The sequence below is a fragment of the Mycobacterium sp. genome, assembly GCF_019247635.1.
Lineage (GTDB): Bacteria > Actinomycetota > Actinomycetes > Mycobacteriales > Mycobacteriaceae > Mycobacterium.
Map to the genome: position 1 here is coordinate 101,880 of NZ_JAFBAR010000075.1, position 19,245 is coordinate 121,124.

Here is a 19,245-nt window from a genome sequence, read left to right on the forward strand (position 1 = left end):
TTCGTCGCAGTGGGTTGCTGCAGGCCGATGATCTGCGGCTTTGCTTACTGACTCGCCGAAGGTTGTGCGAACGTTGTCGCGCAACAGAACTCAATAGGGTTTGGTGCCACCCCCGCCCGCACCTGCCGGAGTCCTCGGCGGGTGTCGTGCTCGCAGGGCACCTCACGCCCGCATATCGCTACCTCCGGCCGCATCCGCTACAGAGGCCTCTGTCACACGGACACCCGCCGTGCCCGGCTCTGCGCGACTTCATTCGCGGCACGGCGTCGCCAAAACTGTCGCTCACAGCCGGGCACATCGGGTGTCGCCGCTGCAGAGGCGTGTGACAGTTTGGCCGACGTGGCCGCCCACGGTGTGCACGAACCCCTACCTCCGAGCATCCCGATGACAAAGGGTCGCGAGTTATGTTGTGGCACCGCCGTCGTTTTCAGGGCACGAACCAACCCGAGTAGACACAGCCCGGCCGTCACGGTCAACGAAGCGCTTCCGGTAGGCACCGAGCCGGTCGGCAATCTCGTTACGGTCGAGTCCCAAGTCGTCGGCGTTGTATAGGACGCCGCCGTGGCGGCCGCGGGGGTGCTCGACACGGAACTTCGCCATGGCCTGGCGCGCGGGGTCGTCGAGCGGTTGCCCGGCCAGATCGTAGATCCGCGCGATGGTGCCCTCCTCGTCGGTCATGAAGTCGTCGAAACGGACGTCGATCGACTGACCGGGCGGCAGCAGGTCGCGGTCGCGAAGACAGCCGTTGAGCAGATCTTCGGCCCGGGACAGCCAGTACTGCGCAGTCTTCGCCGGATCGGGCCTTGCGGCGGCCATCCGCGACGCGTAGCTGATCATCGTGGCCATCGACAACGTCACCTCCACCGGATCCCGATGCGTCACAACGAAAGTCGCGTCCGGGAAAGTGGCCAGCAGGATGGGGAACTGCTCGAGGTGCTGCGGCGACTTCAGTACCCAGCGCGTGCCGCCGCGCAGCCACTGCATCGCGCGCAGCGTGCGCTTGAGGTAGGCGTAGCTGGGCGTCTGGTCGTGCGCCTTATAGTAGGCAGCGAAACTCGGTATGTGATAGACGGTTTCGAACAGCATTCCGGAGATATCGTTAGCCAACAGCTGGATCTCTTCGTGCGCGTGCTCGACCGTCATGTCGTGCATGCGCTTGAACTCCGGCATTGACGCATTCGTCAGATCGAGGCCCATCGCACATCGGTCGCGGCGCGGCTGGGGGTCTGGCTCCTCGGGCGCGGGAAACGGTTCCAGGCTCTCCCAGTACGGCAGGTGGCGCAGCGCCGGATCGGCGGCCAGCATGTTGTGCAGGTGCGTGGTCCCCGTGCGTGGCAACCCGCAGATGACGATCGGACGTTCGACGGCGATGTCCTCGATCTCGGGGTGCGCGGCGGCCAGCGCCTCCAACCGCAGCCGATTGACCAGGTTCTGGACCACCTGCTCGTAGGCCACCGCGACGCCGGTGTCGGACAGACCCGCCTCGTCACGCAGCGAATCGCACAGCACGTCCAGCCGTTCCCGAAACCCGGGATCACCCCAGTCACTCAGGCCGGTGCGCTGCTCGGCCGCGGCGATCATGTCCTCCGGTTGTAGCCGCAGCGTCGCGCCGTAGGCGGCGAAGCCGTCCCGGATCGGTTGCGCCGCAGGCGGATAGACGGGGTCCGCCAGGTCGGTCAGCCGGATGTCGGCGGGCCGGTCGGTCATCTCACTAACTCGGCGACGTCGACGACCCGGCATATCGGTTGCGTCGGCGTCTTGTCGGGAAGGAACCAGCGCAACCAGATCAGTCCGCGCGCGCGGCCCGCCGTGGACACCCAGTTGGGGTGACCGGGGTCCTGGTCGCTGATCACGATGCGCCACGAGCCGTCGGGCTCGTAGGTGACGTGCGCGCCGTTGATGGTGACGCGCTCGTAGGTGTAGTCGTAGGTGTGCAGGAACGGGTTCCACAGGCACAGGTTCCAGAACACGCACTCCGGTGAGGTGCCGTCGATGACCAGCGCCTGACCCGGTGCCAGGTCGTAGGACCCCATGGCGTACGCGGCGTCGGCCGCCGACCACCCGTAGGCGTGCTGCGGGACCGGGAAGGGTTCGGCGATCTGGTTGGGCGGGTCGATTCGGGTGGGCAGGAACGACATCTGCTCGCGCAGCCAGGTGCGCGCCGCGCGGAGTCGCCGGGTCAGGTCCGCGGGGCTGTCGTGCTTGCGCGCTGGAGGATCAACCGCCTCGATCTTCCATTGCGTGCGCCGGCCGGTGACCGGTTCGGCCAGATAGTCGCGGGTCAACGCATGGACGGCATCGGGGTCGAGTTTGAGCCACGTCCCGGGCTGTGGATCGGGGCTGAGGGTGAATTCGAAGTTGCCGTCGTCGTCGAACTCGAGATTGCGGTCGTTAATGGTCCCGACGATGCGGTTGCTGTAACTGCCGTCGTCGGGACCGCCGTAGACGGTCATCGACATGTAGACGGCATCACCGCGGTTTCCGCTGACGCGGTAGGTGCGGTTCGGGTCGAGCGGTGCGACCTGGTAGAACGCATCCGAATTGTCGCCGCCCCATTTGAGGTAGGGGCCGATGACGTCGACCAGGATCGGGTTGTCCTTATCACCCCAGACGTAGGTTTCGACCGCCACTCGAAGGAGGCTGAACGGCAGGCGGTAGCCGTCGAGGATGTCGGGCCCGTCCAGCGGGGGATCGGCCGCGAGCATCTTCTGCTCGACGGCGCGCACCTCGTCGAGCAGGCCGTTAAACGCCTCGGACACGTCGGTTGTCATCTGTTCTCACTTTCGTTTCCGGCTCCCTGAATCACCAAGGAGCACAAGCGTTCCGCGGGATCGGCCAAATCGCTGTGCTGCACCTGCGTGAGGTAGAAGGCGGTGCCGATCAGCAGGTGGTAGAGCATGTCGACGTCCACGTCCGCGCGCACCAGCCCTTGGGCGACACCGCTGCGCATCAGGGTTCCGAATTCGGTGCGGGTCCGTTCGTCGAGCAGTTGCTGGGTGCGGATGTGTAGTTCGCGGTCGCGTTTGCGGTCCGCGAGGATGCCCAGCGCGGCGGCTTCGACGACCGGCTCGCGCCAAAATTGCAATACACCGCGGACGAACACCACCAGGTCGGTCTCGAAGTCCCCGGAGTTCTCGATCAGCGCGGCGTCCGGCGGCTGGCCGAAGGCCGCCTCGAAGACCACGTGCGCCTTGGACGGCCAACGCCGGTACACGGTGGGCCGGCTGACACCGGCCTCGCGGGCGATCGCGTCGATGGTCACCTGCTCATAGCTGTCGCGGGCCAGCAGCCGCCGCGTCGCACGCATGATGTCGCGTTGCGTGCGCGGGTCGCGAGGGCGACCGCGGGCAGGGGTGGGCGCGGGCATGTAAATAGCGTTACACTGCGTAACGTAAATTTGTCAACGGTCACCCCAAGCGCAGTTCGGGTCATGCGTCGAGATTGCCGTGTGGGTCGTGAAACGGCCCCGAGCACAGCCATGACGGCAATCTCGGCGAACCGCCGATCCTTACTGAACGTGCTCAGCGGGTCAGGTCGAGGACCGCTCGATGAGCCGGAATATCTGGCCCGGTGGCGATGCCGCTTCGTCCGGATGACCCAGTTCGGCGAGCACGCCGGCGACCGCCACGTCGGCCACGGCCTCGGTGTTGAACTCGACGGTGGTCAGCGGTGGCGCGCTCACTTCGCTGGTGGAGGTCGCGTCGACGCCGATCACGGCGAGGTCGTGCGGGCAGGACAGCCCGGCTTCGCGGATGCCGTGCAGGATGACGAACGCGATCTCGTCGCTCTGCGCGCACACGGCGGTGACGCGACGGTCGAGCCATTCGGTCACGACCCGCACGATGTTGTCGGCGGTCACCTCTGCCACCTGCAGCGGCGGCAGGCCTCGAGCGACGGCGGCGCGCTCGACCCCCTCGAACCAGAAGTCACCCAGCGGGCGCCAGCGCGGGATCGCGGCGTAGGCAAAAGCCAGTTGGCGGTGTCCGCGGGAAACGAGGTGTTCCACCCGTAGCTCGCCGACGGACAGATGCGGTTCGCCCAGCGCGGGCAACGTGCCGATCTCGATGAGCGGGATGCCCGCCGCCTTTACCGCCTCTCGCACAGGGTCGCTCAACGGGAAGAGACTGCTCACGGCGATGGGGTTCAAATCGGCCACCGCATCCACGATGTGTTTGTCGCTGTCGGTTTCGAAGACTTGAATCTGGATGATGCCCCGCCGCGCCAGCGCCGTGGTCATTCGGCTGCCGGCTTTCAGCGGCATCTCCCCGACCGCCACCCGCGGGACCACGTACAGGATGACCCCGCTGCCGCCGCGGGCAAGGTTGCGGGCGGCCAGGTTGGGGCGGTAGCCGAGTTCCTCGGCGGCACGGCGCACAGCGGCCTGCGTCGGCGCCGATATTTGCCGACCGGTGGCGTTGTTCAGGACATAGCTCACCGTCGCGGTCGACACGCCGGCCAGCCGGGCCACGTCGGCCTTGGTGGCTCGTGGAGTCTTGCTCGCGCTCAAGCCGGTTCCCACCTCGTTGCACCCTTCTGGCACTGGACATCCACAAGTTACGCGCGTAACTTGGCCGACGCGAGGGGTTCGTGGAACTGAGATCCACGCTGAACACAATCCGATGAGAAGCGAGAAGGATAGCTATGACGGTGCAGTCTGTGCTGGACGAGATCCGCGAACGAGCCGGTACGGGTGAGTCGATCAAAATCTTCGATCCCGCTACCGAAGAGCAGATCACCGAGTTCAGGGATTGCGGCCCGGAAGCCGTCGACGACGCTGTCGCGCGCGCGAAGGCGTCCTTCGAGTCGGGCGTGTGGCGGGACAAGCCGCCCAGCGAGCGGGCCAAGATTCTGTGGCGGGTCGGTGAGTTGATCGACCAGAACGCCGAGCTGCTGGCCGAGCTCGAGTCGCTCAACGCCGGCATGACCCCGCTGCAGGCGCAGGGCACCGTCACCGTCGGTTCGGAGTTTTTCCGGTACTACGCCGGCTGGTGCACCAAGATCGAGGGCATCGCGGCCGACGTGCACACCGGCGGTCTGACGGGCATCGACTCGCATCAGCACGCTTACACCCTCAAAGAACCGTACGGTGTGGTGGGGCTGATCTTTCCGTGGAACGGACCGGTTTTCAATTTCTGTGCCAAGCTCGCCCCTTCGCTCGCGGCAGGGTGTAGCAGCGTCGTCAAACCGGCCGAGGAGACCCCGTTGTCGGCGTTGGTCCTGGACAACATCCTGCACGAGGCGGGGGTGCCAGAGGGGGTGGCGAACCTGCTGCTGGGCTACGGCCACACCGCCGGTGCCGCGATCACCGCACACCCCGACGTCGAAAAGGTCGCCTTCACCGGATCAACCGAAGTCGGCAGGGCGATCGTGCACGCGGCGGGTGAAAGCAACCTGAAGAAGGTCACGCTGGAGCTCGGCGGGAAGTCGCCGGTGGTGGTCTTCGATGACGCCGACCTGTCGAAGGCCGTCCCGATGGCGGCGTTCGGCACTTTCATCCACTCTGGCCAGGCATGTGTGTGCGGATCGCGCATCTTCGTCCAGCGCGGTGTCTACGAGCAATTCGTGGAGCAACTGGCGAACGTCGCGAACGGTCTGCCGCAAGGCGGCCCCAAGGACGAGGGCAGCTTGATCGGCCCGCTGATCAGCCAGAAGCAGCTCACCCGGGTGCTGGGCTACCTCGACCAGGGCAAGTCCGACGGCGTCGACATCGTCACCGGCGGGCACCGGCTGGACCGCAAGGGGTACTTCGTGCACCCGACCGTGCTGACCAACGTCGCCTCCACCAGCAGGCTGTTCCAGGAGGAGATCTTTGGGCCCGTCGTCGCGGTCATCCCGTTCGACGACGAGGACGAAGCGGTCGCCTTGGCCAACGACAGCACCTACGGTTTGGCCGCCACGGCGTGGACCAAAGACCTCGGCCGCGCCCACCGGATTGCCAAGCGGCTCAAGGCCGGAACCGTGGGGCTGAACTGCCAGATGCAGTTCGATCACTCCATGCCTTTCGGGGGTTACAAGCAATCCGGTTGGGGGTACGAGTCCGGCAAAGCGGGCCTGGAAACCTACCTGCAGACGAAAATCGTTTGGGCGCAGATGTAGTCAGCGCGCCACGCGGCCGAATCGCCGGCCCCGCTCCTACCGGAGGTGGAAGTGCGCGAGTTCCGGCTCGGCCAGCATGGCCCGCAATGTCGCACGGTCGAATGGCCATAAGTCGATGGTGTTGTTTTCGGTGCGGTACCAGGAGTTGCACCCGGTGTTCCAGACGGTCGGTGTCATGGCCGCCGCCACGGCCGCGTTGAAGTCGTCGGTCGCTTCCTCCGTCACCTCGATCGACGTCGCCGTCCCGTCGCGCAGCAGCTCCAGGAACCGGGCGATGTAGTGGGCGGTCCGTTCTGCCGAATACTGCAGCGAGATGGATGCGGTGGGGGAATTCGGTCCAAGGACGGTGAACAGGTTGGGGAATCCGGGGATGGCCGTCATCCGGTATGCCCTTGGGCCACCGGCCCAGGCTTTGTCGATCGTCAGGTCGTCGCGGCCAGTGACCTCCATCGGCCGCATGTAGTTGTGTGCTTCGAATCCCGTTGCCAGCACGATGATATCGGCCGGCCGGTGGCGCCCGTCGGCCGACCGGATTCCGGTGGACGTGACTTCGAGAATCCGGTCGGTCACCAGCTCCGCGTTGTTGGATTGGATTGCGCGGTAGTAGTTTCCGGACACAACCTGGCGCTTGCACAGCGGTTGGTAATCGGGGGTCAATCGGGCCCGCAGCGCGCGGTCACGCACCTGCAGGCGCAGACACAAACGGGCATAGGCCTGGAAAGCGCGCCGACGCCATGTCGGGCGAGTGGTGATGTCGACCAGGATGCCCGATCCCCATAGCAGCATTCGATACAGCCGATCATGGGCGGCCGGAAAGCGTTTCAGTGCAGCCCCGAAAATCACGCTCTGGCGCAACGACATTGGGGCCCACACGATCCATTGCGCGGAACGGACGTAGTGCGCGATCGATGATGCGTGCGGTTGCAGGGCCGAGACGATCTGTACGCCCGTCGAGCCGGTCCCGATGACGGCGACTCGTTTTCCGTCCGTGGTAATCTCGTCGTCCCAGCGCGCGGTGTGAACCACCGGGCCGACGAAGTCGTCGAGGCCGGGGATGTCCGGTATGGCTGGGTGGTGCAGCACGCCGGTGGCACAGACGACGACGTCGGCCTCGATCTCCTCCCCTGCGCCCGTGAGAAGCGTCCAACTGGCGGAGTCCGCACACCATTGCGCCGCAACGATTTCGGTGTTCAGCCGGATGCGATCGGTGAGACCGAGCGAATCCACCACGTCACGGTGATACCGCTGGATGTCACCGCCGTCGGCCCAGATGTGTGACCAGTCGGGCTTCGGGGCGAAAGCGAACTGGTAAATCTGAGACGGCACGTCGCAGGTCAGGCCCGGGTACCGATTCCAGTGCCAGACGCCACCGACGTCGGATCCCTTTTCGAGGACGGTCACCTCGGAGAAGCCGCGTTCGATGAACACATGCAGCGCGGTGATCCCCGCGAGTCCCGCACCGATGATCGCCACGCGTGGTCGCTCATGCCGGCCCACTCCACACCCCCTCACGGGCCAACAGGCACACGGCGTCCGACGATCGTGAGCGCCTGCTCACCCCAGCGAATGTTTTCCTGTTCGAACGATATTCCACGCAGCAGCGTCAGGTTAGGGGCCAACCCGCTCGGCTTCGGAGAAAAAAGACCGGTTCCCTGCATCTGCGCGGGAACAGGACCAAGCCCAGCCACGTCCACCGAGCCTGCGGCCGCTAATGCTATTGCGCCGAAATAGCTCTCGTGCTAGACCCAGTTCGTGACAGAACCAGCGGTACTTCTCGAGCGTGACCAGCACGTTTTGACCATCACCCTCAATCGTCCGGACAAGCGCAACGCGTTCAACGCAGAGGTCCTGTGCCGGCTCGCAGACGCGTGGGATCTGCTGGACTCCGATCCGGACCTGCGCGTCGCGATCATGACGGGCACGGGTGGAAACTTCTCCGCCGGTGCTGATTTGGATCGTCTGGTGGGAGCGCTGATGGCCGGAAAGCCGCCTCAGGACGAGTTCGAGGAACGCGTCATGGCGGACTTCTCGTTGATCTACAAAGGTTTTCTCAAGGACCACTACGTCAAGAAGCCGATCGTCGCCGCGGTCGAGGGCTACTGCTACGCCGGCGGGATGGAGATCTTGCAGGCATTCGACATCCGGGTGGCCGCCGAGGACGCTCAGTTGGCGGTCAGCGAGGTAAAGCGTGGATTGTTCCCGATGAGCGCCTCCACGATTCGCTTGCCGCGTCAAATTCCCTACACCGTGGCCATGGATATGCTCATCGTCGGTGATCCAATCACCGGACGCCGTGCCTACGAGATCGGTTTGGTCGGACACGTCACTCCCCCAGGAGGGGCGCTGGGTCGGGCTCGTGAGATCGCGGGGCAGCTGGCCGCGAACGGCCCACTGGCCGTCCGCAACATCAAGGCCTCGGTGATCGAGAACCTGGAGAAGACCGAGGCCGAAGCCTATCCGCGGGAGCAGGAACTCGGGATGGCCGTGATGGCTTCGGCCGACGCCAAGGAAGGACCGCGCGCCTTTCTGGAGAAAAGAACCCCGAACTTCACCGGCGCCTGATGCCGTGGGCCGGCGCCGCCGCGGTCAGTGCGTCGGAGGCCGCCACATCTCGACGGTGCTGCTGGCTCCCCCGGGCAGTTCGATGAACTCGATGGGTGTGCCGTCGGGGTCATTGACGAACAGCATCCGCACCCCCGCGATGGATGTCGGCGTGGTACAGGTGAGGTCCGCGTGCGCAGTGAGCCGTTGATAGGTGTCGTCGAGGTCGCGGACGCGAAAGGAGATATTGGTGTAACCCAGGTGCGGCCCTCGCGGGCTGGCGGGAAGGGTGCCGAGATCGAGCAGTTCGACCATGGTGCCGCCGATCAGGCCGCCGACCATCCTGCCCTGCGCCCCGCTGCTACCGGTGACACTGTCCAGGCCGTCGCCTTGGAGGCTGACGTCGAAGACGACGTCCATGCCCAGGACGCGGGTGTAAAAAACCAGGGCGGCGTCCATGTCGGAGACACCTACGCACACATGTGAGAAACTCTCTACCTCAACACCTTTGGGCTCATCCATGGCCGCACACTAGCCGAACGCGGCGGTTACGGTGCCCATGTCGAAGTAGTCACGCCACGCGGCGATCTTGCCGTCGTGGACCTCGAAGACACCCATCACCGGCAGTGGTACCTCGCCGCCGTCCTTCTTGCGGAGCACGTCGGTCCGCTCGTTCATGACCACGGCGCCGCGGCTGACTTGGCGGTGGATCACGAAGTCGACACCGTCAAACGCGGCAAGGAACCCGGCGATGAAGTCACGGATCTCCGCGCGGCCGGTCAAGACGGGCATCGGGATGTTGTGATAGATGCCGTCTTCGGTGAAGGACTCAACGATGGCATCTATGTCGGCCGTCAGCCACAGTTTGCAAAATTCCTTCACCACGACTTCGGGGTCGGTTTGGATCGCGCTGTCTGTCATGGGCTCAATCATTTACCGGTCGTCGGGGCCAAACAAGTACCTGTCGGCAATCGTGTGCGTCTCGCAGACGACATTTGCGGGGACTCAACGCTTTCCGCGAGGCGGTTGGATGCGATAGGACGACCCGAGGAAGCGTTCCACGATGGCGCGTTCGGCAGCGGCGTCCTTCAACGGCCAGCACCACAGGGCCAGGAAGACGCGGATGAGCCACTGCGTGGCAAGCGGGTCGGGGTTGTCCTCACCGAGCATCTCGGCGGCAAAGGCCGTAACCGCGGGCGAGGTGGTGAGCCATTCGCTGCCCGGCGCCAACTGGATCGACCGCATGAGCGCAATTAGCGGATCCGCATTCATGCGTTGCAGGGCCACGATGGTCGCGGTGACCACTCGGTCGGTGCCGCTGAGATCCTGGATCGCGTCACGCACCGTGTCGAGGATTCGCGTCGCTTGCAGAGAAACGACCGCATCTCGGATGGCTGCCTTGCCGCCGGCATGGCGGTAGATCGTCGCGGGCGAGCAATGGACCTTAGCGGCCAGGGCGTCGATCGTGAATGCCTCGTACCCCGCACGGTAGATGAGGTCGGCGGCCGCGGCATAGATCCGTTCGGCTGCTTCGCTGCGGCGATCACGCCCCAATAGCCAATCGTCTTGAGGCATCCGACTGCGCTCCTTCGGGCTGCAATCTGGCGAAATATTTCTCGCAAGATGAGAACTTTGCGCGATCTTTCTCAGATTAACGCGCTGGTCATGCCCCGCAAGCGATTTCGGGCACGTCGACGGTGCGGTCGGTGGCTTATCAACCTGGTTGCCGAGTATTGACGCTGCCCGAGACGGCACGCAGCCTGAAAGCCATGACGGTCTTGGCTGATCCGATCCATTTCTTCGGTGCCGAGGCTTTGCAGGATCCGTATCCGCTCTACGAGCGCATGCGTGCGGAAACCCCGGTGCACCGCATTGGTGATTCGGCGTTCTACGCCGTGTGCGGCTGGGACGCGGTGGTCGAAGCGGTGAACCGGGTCGATGACTTTTCCTCCAACCTCACCGCGACCATGGTCTATCACGAGGATGGAACCGTCACGCCATTCGAGTTGTTTGAGCCCGGAAGCCCCAGCAACGTGCTGGCCACCGCCGACGATCCGGTCCACGCGCTCCACCGCAAGATTCTGCTGCCGCATCTGTCGGCCAAGCGCGTCCGGATCATCGAGGAGTTCGCATCACACACCGCGGATCGGTTGTGGAATGAGAATCTGCGAGACGGTCAGATCGAGTGGATGAGCGCGATGGCGAATCGGCTGCCCATGATGGTGGTCGCCAAGCTGCTCGGCCTGCCCGATGCCGATGTCGACGACCTCATTCGGCTGGGCTTCGCAACCACCACGCTGCTGGACGGCGTGGTGACACAGGCGCAGCTCGAGGCGGCTGGAGTTGCGGCGTTCGAACTTTCGACTTACGTCATGGGACATTTTGAAAGGGCAAGCGCCTCGGCGGAATCTGGCCTGATTTCGGACATGGCAGCACGCTATGCCCGCGGCGAGGTGGACCAGGTGGCGGCAATGGGCATAATGCTCACGCTGTTCAGCGCCGCCGGTGAATCCACGGCGTCGCTGTTGGGCAGCGCCGCGTGGATTCTCGCCGAGCGCCCCGATGTCCAGCAGCGGGTGCGAGACAGCCCCGAGACGCTCAACGCATTCATCGAAGAGGCGCTGCGCTACGAGCCGCCCTTCCGGGGCCACTACCGGCACGTCTGGCGTGATACGACGCTGGACGGGGTGCAGGTGCCCGCCGATTCCCACCTGCTGTTGATGTGGGGAGCGGCCAATCGTGATCCCGCGCAATTCGAGGCGCCGAACGAATTCCGTCTCGACCGCAGCGGCGCCAAAGGTCACGTCACGTTCGGCAAGGGCGTGCACTTCTGCGTCGGCGCCGCGCTCGCGCGACTGGAGGCGCAGATCGTGTTGCACATGCTGCTGAACCGCACCACGTGGATCGAGGCGACCGACGTTGGCGAGTGGCTGCCCAGCATCCTGGTTCGCCGGCTGAGCCGACTGCAGTTGACCGCCGATGGTCGGCACCGCCCGCAGCGGTGCTGAGCTCGGCCCGGGTGCGCTCAGAGTTCACGTCACCGGCACCGCGATGTCGGTCGAATTGTCTCTGCCCCGAAGGACTTTAGAGTCGACGACGCGCCACTTTTGCGACTCCGATTCATCCGCCCGGCTCAGAGCGACACCCGATGCTGCGACACCGCCCGACAGCTTGGCGACTTCAGTGAGCCGCGCCGCCTCGTTGACCGGGTCGCCGATCACGGTGTATTCGTAGCGGCTGGGGTCGCCGATATTGCCTGCGACGGCGGCGCCGGCCGACACACCGATGCCAACCTTGATGTCCGAACGGTTGAACCGCAGGTGCAGCTCGCGCGCCGTCGCCAACGCGTGGTCCGCGCCATCCGGGTCTGGGATCGGGGCGCCGAAGATCGCCAGCACGGCGTCGCCCTCGAACTTGTTGATCATGCCGTGATTTCGCTCGACCACGCCGACAACCTCTGTGAAGAATTCGTTGAGCATGGTGACCAATTCACCCGGGTCGAGGGTGGTGGCCAGTCGGGTGGAGCCCACCAGGTCGATGAAGAGGACGGCTACCTCGCAATTCACCCCGCCCATCTCGATCCGCACGTCGTCGCGGGAGGCCAGTTGTTCGGCGAGGCGGGCCACGTCGCGACCGACGTGTCGGCCGAACAAATCGCGGAGTCGTTCGCGTTCCCGAAGTCCGCGGGCCATCACGTTGAAGCCGGATTGCAGCAGGCCGAGTTCTGAGGCGTCAAAGACCGGCACCGACACGTCGAAGACGCCGCGTTGGACTTGTCGCATGCCGCGCCTGACCTCATCGATGGGATCCGCGGTGGTGGCTGCGGTGAATGCTGCGACCGCCAGCCCGCTGGCGAGGGCGCAGGCACCGAGCCCCAGCACCACTACGGCCAGGCGGTGGCCCGGATAGTCAACTACGAGCGCGCTCGCGGCGACCAACATCAGCCCCAGCAGCGGAACCGCGGTTCCCACCATCCACGCGCTGACCCCACGCATCCGTAACCCCGGCCGGCGTGGTCGGGTAGGCGGGTCCTTAGTCAGTAACTCCGCCACCGCGGGCCGCAGCGCGCGGGTGCACAACCAGTACGACACCGCCGTCGTCACCGTTGCGCCCAACACGGTGTTGACGCCCAATGTCGTTGCCAGCCAGGGGCTACGGACATTGATGAGCACGAGCAGGAATGTCGCAGCCATCCACACGGTGCCGTGAATGAATGCCATCCGATTGGGCGCTGTCAGCAGGGTGTGCCGGCCGGAGTCTTCGTCCGCCCCGGCGGGGAATGTCAACCAGAAGTAACCCCAGATGACACCGGCGGGCACCGCGATTGCCGAATAGATCATGGCGGCAACGATGTTCAGCACCAATACGTGATGCTCGCTCAAAGCGGCGCCGGTCGGCAGTGCCCAAAACGTCATCACGGCGATCACCACCGACCCGAGGACTGTCGGTACAACCGCGCCCGACACCATTAGTGCTCTGCTATTTCGCTTCAATGGATACTGCCGTCGGCCACGTTGGCGGAACATCGTCATGGCAACGTGCTCGAGTACGCGGTCGCCGCGGCCAACGGGCTGCTCTCGGCCGCAATCGGGCGCGCAGTTGAGGCAAGGGTCATGAACAACTTTCGTGTCGGCTTGAAAACCGTAACATCGGCTAACACACCGGGGCCGAAGCCAGACGGAACATATCCAGTCGCTTCCAGACTGGTGCCGCGATCGACGCTGGCGGTATTGGCGGTATTGTCTACGGATCTGTCTCCGGCCGCCGTGGAAAGCTAATGGATATCTCGTCAGCCGTTCCCTGTCCCGAGCTCGAAGCCCTCTCCCGTAGGTACGCGGCCGCAGTCGATCATCGAGACCGCGCGGCGCTCCTTGCGGTCTTTGCACCTGATGCCACCATGCTCGTGGAGCGACCGGGACGCGAACCGGCCATGATGACGGGTCACCGCGAACTCGAGCGAATCATCGCCATTGTCGGCCGGTGGCCCCGCACGGTTCATCTGCTGGGCCAGGGCCTCTATGTGATTAAGGGCGACACCGCCACCGGTGAAGTCTATTGCACCGCAAACCATTTCGGTAGTAGCGAGACGGGCCCCGGCCACAACCACGTCATGCACATCCGCTACCTCGACCACTACTCACGAAACACCGCCGGCCGGTGGCTGATCGAGCACCGTATCCTCGTTGTCGACGCTACAGAAGACCGTACGGTCTCGATTGTGCGAACCACGGAGTAACTTGATGCAGCTATCAATGGGAATCCCCTCGTTTTCGGCTGAGGCCCCGGTGAGCTGGGACCATCTCACCGACTGGACGCAACTGCTGGAACACTCCGGATTCGACCGCGTCTTGGTGTCCGAGCACATCGCGTTCGGCTTGAACATGGAGGCTTACGCAAATCCCAAGACAGGAGGCACCGAAGGCGGTCGCCAGCCCACCGGCCCCGATGGGCACTGGTTGGAGCCGCTCACGGTCCTGACGTATCTCGCGGCGCGGACCGAACGGATCCGGTTGGGCACCAACATCCTGCTGGCCCCGTTGCGTCCGGCCGCGGTCCTCGCGAAAACCGTTGCCACCATGGATGTCTTGTCGGGCGGTCGTATCGATCTCGGCGTGGGCGTCGGCTGGCAGCGTGAGGAGTACGACGCCGCCGGAGTCGACTTCGACCGCCGCGGTGCCATTCTGGACCAGACGCTCGAGGTGTGTCAGCGGCTCTGGCAGGAGAACGAGGTGAGCTACACAGGGACCGGACTGAGTTTCGACCGGATCCACCAAATGCCGAAACCCGTTCAGGCCGGCGGAGTGCCGATCTGGGTGAGCGGCACGGTCAACCGCGCGGTTGCTCGTCGGCTCGCGCGTTTCGGAAAATACTGGATCCCTTGGGGTTCCGATGCCCGGGATATCGCCGCGGGCATTGAGCGGATGCGTGCTGCCGTCGAGCATGCCGGCGGCGACCCGGATGGATTCGGCATCACCGGCGCGCTGCGGGTCAAAGCTGGCTCGGACGGCCGGCCCGACCTGGCCGCCGTCGCGACCGCAGCGGTGTCGCAGGCCCAGGCCGGGGTGACCGATCTGCGAGTGACGCAGTGGCCGCTTCCTGCCGAGAACCGAGAACGCGTCGTCTCCGCAGTTGTCGACGCGGTGCGCGACGCCGTCGGGGGTTGATGCGGTCAGCTGGGCCGCAACGTAATCGGGAGCGATTCGTACACCGTCATGTTGGATGCCATGTTCGGGTGCTGGATGCGCGGTTCACCGGTTTCGATGTCGCGGGTGTTGAGCAGCAACTCGTCCAGCGCGGCCCGGATCTCCGCTCGTGCCAGCATCGCGCCCAAACAGTGGTGGGCTCCTCCACCGCCGAAGGCTACGTGCGGGTTGGACTCACGGCCGATGTCGAAGTCGAACGGACCGTCGAACACATCCTCGTCACGGTTGGCGGAACGGAGCATGGTCACCACTCGTGCGCCCTTAGGGATTCGGGTGTCGCCGAGTTCGACCTCGCGGGTGGCACCGCGAACCCAGAACATGATCGGGGTCGAGTAGCGCAGAACTTCTTCGACGGCGTGCACACGCAGATCGGGCTGGCTGCGATAGCGCGCAATCTGGTCGGGGTTGGCGACGAATGCACGGATGCCGTCGCATAGTGCGTTGCGGGTAGTGTCGCTTCCGGCGAGGCCCAGGATGAAGAAGAAGATCTCGAGCTCGTTGTTGGGCAGCAGAAATCTCTCGCCGGATTCGTCTTCGATCTCGGTGGTGCACAACGCACTCCAGATATCGTCCACCGGATTCGCGCGCTTCTGCGCGGTCAGCTCGCTGGCGTATTGGAACAAGGTAAGGAAGGGAAGCATGTCGTTGCGCTGCGGCATCGAGATCCCGGCGCCGGCGAGCCTGAGAACGTCGGCGATCAACGCGAAGACGCGGGGGCGGTCGTCCTCGGGAATGCCGACGATGTCGCCAATCACCGAGATCGGCAGGCCCGCAGCGAGATCCACGAACTCGCCACCGCCATTGCCGAGTAACGCGGCCGCCATTTGATGAGCACGGTCGCGGATGCCCTCCTCCAGTTTGGCCACCGCTCGCCGGTTAAAGGCGCCGGCGATGATTTTTCGTCGCTTGGTGTGGTCGGGAGGATCGAGGTTGACGATCGCGGGGTAAGCGGCGAACAGGTCCGTCCGTTGAATCAAGGGACCATCCGTGGCCGTGAAGGTTTCGTGATCGCGGTGCACCTGGCTGACCTCGTCGTGTTTGGTGCAGACCCAGAATTCACGGCCCAGCTGGTCGGTGACGGCGGGGGTTGGTTTCTGGTGGTAGACGGGGGTGGTGCGACGGAGTTGCGCGAACAACTCGTCGGAGAAGCCGGCCGCCCACACCGAGGGATTCGTGAGGTCAATAACTGATTGAGTCATGTTCTCCTCCTATCGAAACGGCGGCCATGCAGCGTCTGCCGCGAATGAGACCGCAGCGGCGATACCGGCGAAACCGGCGCCGATTATCGTGACCGACGGGCCGCGGTCCGCCCCGTCACGCACGGATCGTCTCGATGGTCCAGGCTGGCAAAACCGGTGCGCGAGTGAGGAAGTGATCGGGCTGACCGATGGCCCGCAGCAGCACCTGGATGCGCAGCGTGCAGCAGCCGATTCGGACCGCCGCGAATTGCTCGTACCAGGCCAGGTCGCTGAGGCGTCGTCCGAGCATGTCCTGGTAGCGGCCGATGATCCGGTCCCGCGTGTCGAATCCGGGCAACTCGGGGTCGGCCGCGATGCCGAACACTGCGCACATCTGCCGCCGAGTGGCCAGCCACCACCCGAAATCGGCCTCCGCGGGACACAGGCAGGCCTGTTCCCAGTCCAGCACACCGACGATGTCGCCCGAATCGTTGAAGACCGCGTTGGATATCCGCGCATCGCCCCAGCAGACGCTGGGCTCAGGAGGTTCCGCGGGCAGGTTGCGGCCCAGCCAGTCGAAGGCGTCTCGGATCAGGTCTGGGACTTGGTTGTCTGTGCCCCAGTTGACGTACTCCCACCACCAGGTGACCTCGGCCTCGTTGCCGACCCCGGTCGGCCGTCGCAGCCACGGCGCGTCGCTCGGTGGAACATGGTGCAGCGCAGCCAGAGTCGCCAGAAACGAGTCCTGCGTACGGCGCTGAATCTCGGCGGAGGCGTCGTGCAACCATCCTTTTCTGGCGTAGGCCATGTCGCCGGGAATGTGCCCCGGAATCCGTGGCATCACAAGAAACTTCGAGCCGATCCAGGTGGGGTCGGGTTCGTAGATCTGCGGGCTCGGGGTTGCCACGCCGTAGCCGCGCACCAGCTCCTGGGTACGGGCCTGCCCCTCGAGGTCGTAGTCGGCGAAGATCCCGCCGCCCGCCGGCGGGATCCGTACCGCATACTCACGAAGGCCTTCGGCGTCGGTGACGGACGCGAGCAGACTCTCGCTCGAGAAGCCACCCGACGTGTTGGCCACGGCCAAGTTTGTCAGCGCGACCGACGGGCCGAATTTGTCGGCGAACCACCGGTCCAATTGTTGTCGGGTCACCACCAGGTCGCGCTGGGCAAGGGTCAGGCCGGCCATAGCCAACATTTACATACCAAGGACTCGATGTAAAGTACGTCACGAGTTACGCTACGCCCCGAGTATGTAAAGTGCGGCATCACGAGGAGTGCGCTTTGCAAGGGGCCGGCTTAGGCGCTGACCGCGGGCCGGGCCGCCCGGCCGCGCACCGGTTCGAGCCCGGCCGCGTAGCGCAGCTCGGCCAAAAACCGGTCCCGGTTGTCGTCCCCGATCAGGTAATGACACACCGCGACGCGTACCACCGTCGCTGCTGCGATGTCAGCATGATCGCCGGGAATGATGCGCGCGATCCGATCGTGCAACAGCGGCATGACCCGACGCATCTGACCCAGCACGTGCTCGGGCTCGACGTCGGACAGCGAACCCAGCGAGTAGGCGTGCTGGAAGTCGACGATGAACTGCAGCGCGGCGTCGAGCCGTTCGTGACCGCGCAGGCCGGCGACCGCGGCGGCGATACCGGCATCGAAGTTGTCCTGCTCGTAGAGTCCGAACGCTTCGAGCAATGCCTCTTTGGACGGAAAATAGCGGTACAGCGTCGGCCGTGATAAACCGGCCTCCGCGGCGACTTCCGAGAGCATCAGTTTCTTGCGCCCACTGCGGGCCAACACGACAAACGTTGCGGCAAGGATGCGTCGACGAGTCGATCGCTCAGCGTTGGGGGGCACCCGGGTTGACATTCCTAACCTTTACATAGATGAGCACAAATGTCACACTGACCCATGCCTGGTGCCCGGAATCTCGGTGAATCGACGTGACGCATGGGTGTGTGAATGTTACTCCTGCCGTGCGCCGACGCCGTCCGTTCACGCGGCGCGGACGGGTCACCGCCCACGGAGGTAGCAGCTGTGCTGGATTCGGCGCGACCGTGCCGTTCATGTGGCAGCCGGTCAACTCGAGGGCAACAAGTGGAGGGTGAAACGTTGCTGTCCACCAACTACGGGGGCCTGGTGCCCGAGGACGAGCTCCTTACCCACCAGATCGTCGACACCTTCGCGACGGTGAGCCAGTCGGACCCGTCGTGGACGGAGAAGATCTGGACGACGGCACACGCGCGAGACAATTCCCTGCAGATTGTGCTGGGCGTGGGTAAGTACACGAACCGCGGAGTTTTCGACGGGGCGGCCGGCGTGTGCCGCGGCACCGAGCAGTGGACGGTGCGCGCGGGCCGTCGCCTGTCGTCCGACTCGGCGGGCACCGACGTCGGACCGATCCGCTACAGCGTCGTCGAACCGCTGCGCGCCGTCCGGGTGAGCCTGGACGAGAACGAACACGAGCCGATCGCCTTCGATGTCGTGCTGCGCGGCTCGTTCGGCGCCGCCCTGGAAGATTCGTGGCCCGACCGCAGCCCCGATGGCTACCGGGTGACGCATAACGTGTTGCGCTACCACCAGATTGGCGTCGCGTCGGGTTGGGTCCAGCTGCACGGCGAGCGCTTCGATGTTAACCCCAACGAGTGGATATCCATCCGCGACCATTCCTGGGGTCTGCGCCCCGGTGTTGGAAAGCCCATTCCGGGTCTGCCGCGTGGCGGCAGCAAGATCCGGCAGATGTACATGACGTGGCTGCCGATGAGCATGGCCCGGTCCGACGGGTCGAAGTACTCGCTGTTCGTCTTCCTGCAGCACGAACGGGGACAGGGCTTCGAATCAATCCGCTCGCAAGCCGAACAGCAGGAAGAAGGCGGCGGTTCATACCGATTCGCCGCGGTCGAGCAGGACCTGCGCTTCCGTGACGACAACCGGCGCTTCACCCAAGGAACGATCACGCTGATCGAGGCGGACGGAACCAAGCGTCCGCTAAGCATTTCGGCTGCCGGCGACGGTGGCTTTCACCTCGGCACGGCCGGCTATTACGGCTGGAACGACTGGGTGTACGGGGAGTGGGTCGGGGAGCTGCGGGTGGAAGGCAACCACGTCACCAACTGCGATGACCCGGCGACCGCCCGCAAGGTACACCAGTTGCGGGATCTGCTTGTGCGGGTGGATGATCCGGTGGGCGGTGGGAGCGGCGTCGGCAACATGGAGACGTTCGCGCTCGGGGC

General features: G+C 64.9%; 19 protein-coding genes. 6 read left to right on the top strand and 13 right to left on the bottom strand.

What is annotated here, in order from left to right; all coding sequences use genetic code 11:
- Positions 1–402: 402 nt before the first annotated feature.
- The 4 genes from JO236_RS11485 to JO236_RS11500 all read right to left on the bottom strand — a co-directional run bounded on the left by JO236_RS11485 (position 403) and on the right by JO236_RS11500 (position 4,507).
- Positions 403–1,707, bottom strand: coding sequence for a sulfotransferase family protein (locus JO236_RS11485; RefSeq protein WP_293329648.1), 1,305 nt, complete (start codon positions 1,705–1,707; stop codon positions 403–405).
- A complete protein-coding gene (locus JO236_RS11490; RefSeq protein ID WP_293329650.1) occupies positions 1,704–2,771 on the bottom strand; it encodes a DUF1214 domain-containing protein in 1,068 nt (355 codons plus the stop codon). Before JO236_RS11490 ends, JO236_RS11485 begins: the two co-directional genes overlap by 4 nt.
- Positions 2,768–3,367 carry a TetR/AcrR family transcriptional regulator gene (locus JO236_RS11495; RefSeq protein ID WP_293329652.1) on the bottom strand — a complete coding sequence of 200 codons (600 nt, stop codon included), beginning with the start codon at positions 3,365–3,367 and terminating at the stop codon, positions 2,768–2,770. Before JO236_RS11495 ends, JO236_RS11490 begins: the two co-directional genes overlap by 4 nt.
- A 162-nt stretch (positions 3,368–3,529) precedes the next feature.
- Positions 3,530–4,507: a LacI family DNA-binding transcriptional regulator gene (locus JO236_RS11500; protein WP_293329692.1), complete on the bottom strand. Its 978-nt coding sequence runs from the start codon at positions 4,505–4,507 to the stop codon at positions 3,530–3,532.
- Between the two features lie 134 nt (positions 4,508–4,641).
- Here JO236_RS11500 and JO236_RS11505 point away from each other — a divergent pair, with 134 nt between their 5' ends.
- Positions 4,642–6,096, top strand: a complete 1,455-nt coding sequence (locus JO236_RS11505) for an aldehyde dehydrogenase family protein (protein ID WP_293329654.1) — start codon at positions 4,642–4,644, stop codon at positions 6,094–6,096.
- Between the two features lie 36 nt (positions 6,097–6,132).
- Here the strand turns inward: JO236_RS11505 and JO236_RS11510 are convergent, their stop codons facing one another.
- Together JO236_RS11510 and JO236_RS22520 are read right to left on the bottom strand one after the other, a co-directional pair.
- A complete protein-coding gene (locus JO236_RS11510) occupies positions 6,133–7,569 on the bottom strand; it encodes a flavin-containing monooxygenase (protein ID WP_293329656.1) in 1,437 nt (478 codons plus the stop codon).
- 35 nt (positions 7,570–7,604) lie between these two features.
- On the bottom strand, positions 7,605–7,754 hold the full coding sequence (locus tag JO236_RS22520) for a hypothetical protein (RefSeq protein WP_416362224.1): 150 nt from the start codon (positions 7,752–7,754) through the stop codon (positions 7,605–7,607).
- Between the two features lie 94 nt (positions 7,755–7,848).
- Here JO236_RS22520 and JO236_RS11515 point away from each other — a divergent pair, with 94 nt between their 5' ends.
- A complete protein-coding gene (locus JO236_RS11515; protein WP_293329658.1) occupies positions 7,849–8,658 on the top strand; it encodes a crotonase/enoyl-CoA hydratase family protein in 810 nt (269 codons plus the stop codon).
- A 24-nt stretch (positions 8,659–8,682) separates the two neighbouring features.
- Here JO236_RS11515 and JO236_RS11520 read toward each other — a convergent pair whose 3' ends face one another.
- The 3 genes from JO236_RS11520 to JO236_RS11530 form a co-directional block, all read right to left on the bottom strand.
- Complete coding sequence (locus JO236_RS11520) at positions 8,683–9,159, bottom strand: VOC family protein (RefSeq protein WP_293329660.1); 477 nt, start codon at positions 9,157–9,159, stop codon at positions 8,683–8,685.
- Between the two features lie 9 nt (positions 9,160–9,168).
- Positions 9,169–9,558: a limonene-1,2-epoxide hydrolase family protein gene (locus JO236_RS11525; RefSeq protein ID WP_293329662.1), complete on the bottom strand. Its 390-nt coding sequence runs from the start codon at positions 9,556–9,558 to the stop codon at positions 9,169–9,171.
- Positions 9,559–9,642: 84 nt separating this feature from the next.
- Positions 9,643–10,212 carry a TetR/AcrR family transcriptional regulator gene (locus JO236_RS11530; RefSeq protein WP_293329664.1) on the bottom strand — a complete coding sequence of 190 codons (570 nt, stop codon included), beginning with the start codon at positions 10,210–10,212 and terminating at the stop codon, positions 9,643–9,645.
- A 194-nt stretch (positions 10,213–10,406) separates the two neighbouring features.
- Between JO236_RS11530 and JO236_RS11535 the strand changes: the two genes are divergently transcribed.
- The gene (locus JO236_RS11535) at positions 10,407–11,645 is read left to right on the top strand and encodes a cytochrome P450 (protein WP_293329666.1); all 1,239 of its coding nucleotides are present in this window, start codon (positions 10,407–10,409) and stop codon (positions 11,643–11,645) included.
- 24 nt (positions 11,646–11,669) lie between these two features.
- Here JO236_RS11535 and JO236_RS11540 read toward each other — a convergent pair whose 3' ends face one another.
- The gene (locus JO236_RS11540; RefSeq protein WP_293329668.1) at positions 11,670–13,103 is read right to left on the bottom strand and encodes an adenylate/guanylate cyclase domain-containing protein; all 1,434 of its coding nucleotides are present in this window, start codon (positions 13,101–13,103) and stop codon (positions 11,670–11,672) included.
- Positions 13,104–13,414: 311 nt separating this feature from the next.
- Here JO236_RS11540 and JO236_RS11545 point away from each other — a divergent pair, with 311 nt between their 5' ends.
- Entirely contained in the window at positions 13,415–13,873 is a 459-nt protein-coding gene (locus JO236_RS11545) for a nuclear transport factor 2 family protein (RefSeq protein WP_293329670.1), read from the top strand.
- A gap of 4 nt (positions 13,874–13,877) precedes the next feature.
- Entirely contained in the window at positions 13,878–14,801 is a 924-nt protein-coding gene (locus JO236_RS11550; protein ID WP_293329672.1) for a TIGR03619 family F420-dependent LLM class oxidoreductase, read from the top strand.
- A 5-nt stretch (positions 14,802–14,806) separates the two neighbouring features.
- Here JO236_RS11550 and JO236_RS11555 read toward each other — a convergent pair whose 3' ends face one another.
- The 3 genes from JO236_RS11555 to JO236_RS11565 all read right to left on the bottom strand — a co-directional run bounded on the left by JO236_RS11555 (position 14,807) and on the right by JO236_RS11565 (position 17,881).
- Complete coding sequence (locus JO236_RS11555; protein WP_293329674.1) at positions 14,807–16,039, bottom strand: cytochrome P450; 1,233 nt, start codon at positions 16,037–16,039, stop codon at positions 14,807–14,809.
- Between the two features lie 115 nt (positions 16,040–16,154).
- Positions 16,155–17,204 (bottom strand): phosphotransferase family protein, encoded by a 1,050-nt coding sequence (locus JO236_RS11560; RefSeq protein WP_293329676.1) that lies wholly within the window; start codon positions 17,202–17,204, stop codon positions 16,155–16,157.
- Between the two features lie 110 nt (positions 17,205–17,314).
- Positions 17,315–17,881: a TetR/AcrR family transcriptional regulator gene (locus JO236_RS11565; RefSeq protein WP_293329678.1), complete on the bottom strand. Its 567-nt coding sequence runs from the start codon at positions 17,879–17,881 to the stop codon at positions 17,315–17,317.
- A gap of 228 nt (positions 17,882–18,109) precedes the next feature.
- On the opposite strand from JO236_RS11565, the gene JO236_RS11570 reads away from it, so the two are divergent.
- Positions 18,110–19,245: hypothetical protein (locus tag JO236_RS11570; protein ID WP_293329680.1), on the top strand; the 1,136-nt coding region annotated here is incomplete at its 3' end.

Bases quoted from the DNA above. Each gene is read 5' to 3' on its own strand.
- JO236_RS11525 (WP_293329662.1), bottom strand. From the start codon at position 9,558: ATGACAGACAGCGCGATCCAAACCGACCCCGAAGTCGTGGTGAAGGAA.
- JO236_RS11520 (WP_293329660.1), bottom strand. From the start codon at position 9,159: ATGGATGAGCCCAAAGGTGTTGAGGTAGAGAGTTTCTCACATGTGTGC.
- JO236_RS11495 (WP_293329652.1), bottom strand. From the start codon at position 3,367: ATGCCCGCGCCCACCCCTGCCCGCGGTCGCCCTCGCGACCCGCGCACG.
- JO236_RS11505 (WP_293329654.1), top strand. From the start codon at position 4,642: ATGACGGTGCAGTCTGTGCTGGACGAGATCCGCGAACGAGCCGGTACG.
- JO236_RS11535 (WP_293329666.1), top strand. From the start codon at position 10,407: ATGACGGTCTTGGCTGATCCGATCCATTTCTTCGGTGCCGAGGCTTTG.
- JO236_RS11555 (WP_293329674.1), bottom strand. From the start codon at position 16,039: ATGACTCAATCAGTTATTGACCTCACGAATCCCTCGGTGTGGGCGGCC.
- JO236_RS11565 (WP_293329678.1), bottom strand. From the start codon at position 17,881: ATGTCAACCCGGGTGCCCCCCAACGCTGAGCGATCGACTCGTCGACGC.
- JO236_RS11490 (WP_293329650.1), bottom strand. From the start codon at position 2,771: ATGACAACCGACGTGTCCGAGGCGTTTAACGGCCTGCTCGACGAGGTG.
- JO236_RS11530 (WP_293329664.1), bottom strand. From the start codon at position 10,212: ATGCCTCAAGACGATTGGCTATTGGGGCGTGATCGCCGCAGCGAAGCA.
- JO236_RS11560 (WP_293329676.1), bottom strand. From the start codon at position 17,204: ATGGCCGGCCTGACCCTTGCCCAGCGCGACCTGGTGGTGACCCGACAA.
- JO236_RS11485 (WP_293329648.1), bottom strand. From the start codon at position 1,707: ATGACCGACCGGCCCGCCGACATCCGGCTGACCGACCTGGCGGACCCC.
- JO236_RS22520 (WP_416362224.1), bottom strand. From the start codon at position 7,754: ATGCAGGGAACCGGTCTTTTTTCTCCGAAGCCGAGCGGGTTGGCCCCT.
- JO236_RS11550 (WP_293329672.1), top strand. From the start codon at position 13,878: ATGCAGCTATCAATGGGAATCCCCTCGTTTTCGGCTGAGGCCCCGGTG.
- JO236_RS11545 (WP_293329670.1), top strand. From the start codon at position 13,415: ATGGATATCTCGTCAGCCGTTCCCTGTCCCGAGCTCGAAGCCCTCTCC.